At 69.3% G+C, this 4,120-nt stretch carries 5 protein-coding genes; 2 read left to right on the plus strand and 3 right to left on the minus strand.

Going from position 1 to position 4,120, the window contains the following annotated elements:
• Positions 1–363: FAD-binding protein (locus Q0L11_RS14975; protein ID WP_296598269.1), on the minus strand; the 363-nt coding region annotated here is incomplete at its 3' end.
• Between the two features lie 62 nt (positions 364–425).
• On the opposite strand from Q0L11_RS14975, the gene Q0L11_RS14980 reads away from it, so the two are divergent.
• The gene (locus Q0L11_RS14980) at positions 426–1,010 is read left to right on the plus strand and encodes a GNAT family N-acetyltransferase (protein ID WP_296598271.1); all 585 of its coding nucleotides are present in this window, start codon (positions 426–428) and stop codon (positions 1,008–1,010) included.
• 1 nt (position 1,011) lies between these two features.
• On the opposite strand, the gene Q0L11_RS14985 is transcribed toward Q0L11_RS14980, so the two are convergent.
• Both Q0L11_RS14985 and Q0L11_RS14990 read right to left on the minus strand, forming a co-directional pair.
• The gene (locus Q0L11_RS14985; protein ID WP_296598272.1) at positions 1,012–1,794 is read right to left on the minus strand and encodes an enoyl-CoA hydratase-related protein; all 783 of its coding nucleotides are present in this window, start codon (positions 1,792–1,794) and stop codon (positions 1,012–1,014) included.
• Between the two features lie 165 nt (positions 1,795–1,959).
• A complete protein-coding gene (locus Q0L11_RS14990; RefSeq protein WP_296598274.1) occupies positions 1,960–3,111 on the minus strand; it encodes an acyl-CoA dehydrogenase family protein in 1,152 nt (383 codons plus the stop codon).
• Between the two features lie 383 nt (positions 3,112–3,494).
• Between Q0L11_RS14990 and Q0L11_RS14995 the strand changes: the two genes are divergently transcribed.
• A partial coding sequence (locus Q0L11_RS14995; RefSeq protein WP_296598276.1) for a carboxyl transferase domain-containing protein occupies positions 3,495–4,120 on the plus strand: 626 nt, incomplete at its 3' end.

The following is a 4,120-nucleotide window of genomic DNA, read 5'->3' on the forward strand; positions in this document are numbered from 1 at the left end:
CCCCGGCTGCACCACCGCGCAGCGGTTGGCGTAGTCCACCTCCAGCACGCGGTTGAACTTCGACAGGCCCAGAACGACGCCGTCGGCCAACGGCAGCGCGCCGCCCGACAGCGAGGTGCCGGCGCCGCGCGGCACCACCTTCACGCCGTTGGCATGGCACCAGGCCAGAATCTCGGACACCTGCTGGGTCGTCTCGGGCAGCACCACGGCGATCGGGGTTTGGCGATAGGCGGAGAGGCCGTCGCTCTCGAACGGCACGAGGCCGGCCGGCTCGGCCACCACGCCCTCGCCGGGCACGATCTTGTGCAACGCCCGCACGATCTCACCCTTGCGGGCGATGAGACTCGGGTCGGGCGCAGGCATTCTCACGAGCGCGACGGTAAGCGGAGACTCGCTGCTTCGCCATCCCGCGCTATGAAGGCGGCATGAAACCCGCCGAAGTTCGAACCGCCACGCCGGCCGACCGCGAGGCGATGATCGACACGCTCTTGCTGTCGTTCAGCGCCGATCCTTGCGTCCGCTACATCTTCTCGAAGCCGCGGGACTTCATGGCCGGCTGGCCGCCGTTCGTGATGGCCATGGGCGGCCGCGGGCTGGAGCACGGCACGGCCTTCGTGGCCGAGGATGCGGCCGCGGTCTCGCTGTGGCTGCAGGCCTGCGTCGAACCCGACCTCGAGACCATGCTGGGCGTGCTGGCGGGCGTCATCACCCCGGAGAAGGGCGAGGTGCTGGCGAAGGTCGGCGAGCAGATCCGCAGCCACCATCCGGCGGGGCCGCACTGGTACCTGGCGGCCGTGGGCGTGGATCCGGCGCGCCAGGGCGAGGGCCTGGGATCGGCCATGATCAAGGAAGGCCTGCGCCTCTGCGACCAGCAGGGCCTGCCGGCCTATCTGGAGAGCAGCAATCCCCGGAACATCCCGCTGTACGAACGCCATGGCTTCGAGGTGATCGGCCTGGTCCAGCCGGACGACTATCCGCCGCTCTACCCGATGCTGCGACCGGCCCGGTAGCCTACTTCCCCTCGAACTTCGGGGTGCGCTTCTCGTTGAAGCTGGCGACGCCCTCGCGGCGGTCAGCCGTCGTGAAGAGGTGGTTGTAGACGGTGAGCTCCAGGTCCATGGCGCGGGCCAGGTCGAGGTCCTGGCCGCCGTGGACGACGCGCTTGGCGCCGCGCACCGACAGGGGGGCCTTGGCGGCGATCACCGAGGCCACGGCCAGCACCGTCTCCATCAGCCGGTCGGCCGGGACGACGTCGCTGACGAGGCCCCAGGCCTTCGCCTGCTCGGCGGTGAACGGCTGGGCGGTGGTCAGCACCTCGATGGCGCGGCGGGGACCGACGGCGCGCGTGAGGAGCTGGGTGCCGCCCAGACCCGGAATGATGCCGAGGCCCGCCTCGGGCAGGCCGAACCGGGCGCCCTCGGCCGCATAGGCGAAGTCGCAGGCCAGGGTCATCTCGCAGCCGCCGCCCATGGCCGCCCCCTGCACGGCGGCGATCACCGGGACCGGGCAGGCGAGCTGGGCGCGGATCATCGCCTCGAACAGGCGGTGCTGCTCGGCCCAGGCGTCGTCGGTCATGCCGTTGCGTTCCTTCAGGTCGGCGCCGGCCTGGAAGTGCTTGCCCTCGCCGCGCAGGATCACGCAGCGCAGGCCCTCGTCCCCGCGCAGCTTCGACCACACGTCCAGCAGCTCGCGGCCCATCTGGGTGGAGAGCGCATTGGCCACGTCGGGCCGGTTGAACGCGATGACCGTCACCCCCGGCGCGGCCTCTTCGACCTTGATCGTCTCGTAGCTCATCGCCTCATCCCCCCTGCGCACCGCAGGCGCGTTCAATTCGACCGCCGACCACACGGACGACACGGACGGGGACCGCCCGCGACGCCGCATCAGGTCGCACGCGTGTCCGTGTCGTCCGTGTGGTCCGTGGTCAATTTCTTTCGGCGCTGACGCGCCCGTCGGAACTCAGAAGCTCTTCGGCTGGCCCAGGACGTGGGTGGCCACGTGGCTGAGGATCAGGTTCGTGGAGATCGGCGCCACCTGGTAGAGCCGCGTCTCGCGGAACTTGCGCTCGATGTCGTATTCCTCGGCGAAGCCGAAGCCGCCGTGCGTCTGCAGGCACATGTCGGCGGCGAACCACGAGGCCTCGGACGCGACCAGCTTGGCCATGTTGGCCTCGGTCCCGCACGGCTGGCCCGCCTCGAACAGCTCGGCGGCCTTGTCGACCATCAGGCTGGCGCTGGTCATCTGGACGTAAGCGCGGGCGAGGGGGAACTGGACGCCCTGGTTCTCGCCGATCGGGCGGCCGAACACGACGCGCTCCTTCGCGTACTGGCTGGCCCGGTCGATGAAGAAGCGTGCGTCGCCGACGCACTCCGACGCGATCAGGATCCGCTCGGCGTTCATGCCGTCCAGGATGTATTTGAAGCCCTTGCCCTCCTCGCCGACGAGGTTCTCGGCCGGGACCTCCAGGTCCTCGAAGAACAGCTCGGTGGTGGCGTGGTTCAGCATGGTGCGGACCGGCCGGATCGTCAGCCCGTTCCCCACCGCCTGGCGCATGTCGACCAGCAGGACGCTCATCCCGGCCGAGGTCTTCGCCTCGTCGCGCGGGCTGGTGCGGCAGAGCAGGACCATGAGGTCCGAGTGCTCGGCCCGGCTGATCCAGATCTTCCGGCCGTTCACGACGTATTTGTCGCCGACCTTCTTCGCGAAGGTGCTGATGCGGGTGGTGTCGGTGCCGGCGTCCGGCTCGGTGACGCCGAAGGCCTGCAGGCGCAGTTCGCCGGTGGCGATCTTGGGCAGGTAGGCCTGCTTCTGCGCCGGGGTCCCGTGCCGCAGCACCGTGCCCATGGTGTACATCTGGGCGTGGCAGGCGCCGCCGTTGCAGCCGCTGCGATGGATCTCCTCCAGCACCGCCGTGGCGGCGGCGAGGCCGAGGCCCGACCCGCCGAATTCCTCGGGGATCAGGACGGACAGGAAGCCGGCCTCGGTCAGCGCCTGGACGAACGCGGTGGGATAGGCCCGCTCGCGGTCGAGCTCGCGCCAGTAGGCGCCGGGGAAGCGCGCGCACAGCTTGCGCACGGCTTCGCGGATCTCGGGAAAGGTCTCGTTGCTCACGAGACGCTCTGTGCCACGGCGACGTTGCGTGAGCATAGACCGACGAGAACATGCTTTGGCGGCGTGCTCATCGAATTGAAGGCGGTGAGCGCCTTAGCTGCGAGCATCGCTCCCAGCTCATCAACTATCAGGCCTGCGTGTCGGCCTGCTCGTGAACTTCGGCGGCTCGGGACGAGCACAGATCGAGCGCGTCGTCCGCTGACCGTTCGCGTGGTTCGTGTGGTTCGTGGTCACTACGCACGCCGAAGCGGGCACGGCGCGAGATGATTTTTCACATCTCGGCAATTTTTAGGAATTTCACGCCCCTTCCACACACCTAGTCCGCAAGGACCGCCCCCTCACGAAACTTGACCTCCCGCGCGAAAGGAGGCCTAGGGCGGGGCATGAGGAAACTGCAAACGGCGCTCGACACCGGATCGGCCGCCTTCGCCGCCAACGCCGAGGTCAACCGCGGGCTGGTGGAAGAACTTCGGGAGCGCAGCGGCAAGGCCGCGCTGGGCGGGTCTGAGGACAGCCGCAAGCGGCACACATCGCGCGGCAAGCTGCTGCCTCGGGACCGGGTGATGCGCCTGCTGGACCCCGGCGCGCCGTTCCTGGAAGTCGGCCAGCTCACGGCGTTCGGGCTCTACAACGACGAGGCGCCCGCCGCCGGCGTGATCACCGGCATAGGCCGGGTCTCGGGCCGCGAGGTGATGATCGTCGCCAACGACGCCACCGTGAAGGGCGGCGCCTATTTCCCGCTGACCGTGAAGAAGCACCTGCGGGCGCAGGAGATCGCGCTGCAGAACCGCCTGCCCTGCGTGTACCTGGTCGACAGCGGCGGCGCGAACCTGCCGCACCAGGCCGAGGTGTTCCCGGACCGCGACCACTTCGGCCGCATCTTCTTCAACCAGGCGCGGATGAGCGCCGAGGGCATCGCCCAGATCGCCTGCGTCATGGGCTCGTGCACCGCCGGCGGCGCCTATGTGCCGGCGATGTCGGACGAGACGGTGATCGTGCGGAACCAGGG

It is taken from the genome of Phenylobacterium sp., from assembly GCF_024508875.1.
GTDB lineage: Bacteria > Pseudomonadota > Alphaproteobacteria > Caulobacterales > Caulobacteraceae > Phenylobacterium.

What these genes read in the sequence shown, in the direction of transcription:
- Q0L11_RS14980 (WP_296598271.1), top strand. Translation starts at nt 426, where the DNA reads ATGAAACCCGCCGAAGTTCGAACCGCCACGCCGGCCGACCGCGAGGCG.
- Q0L11_RS14985 (WP_296598272.1), bottom strand. Translation starts at nt 1,794, where the DNA reads ATGAGCTACGAGACGATCAAGGTCGAAGAGGCCGCGCCGGGGGTGACG.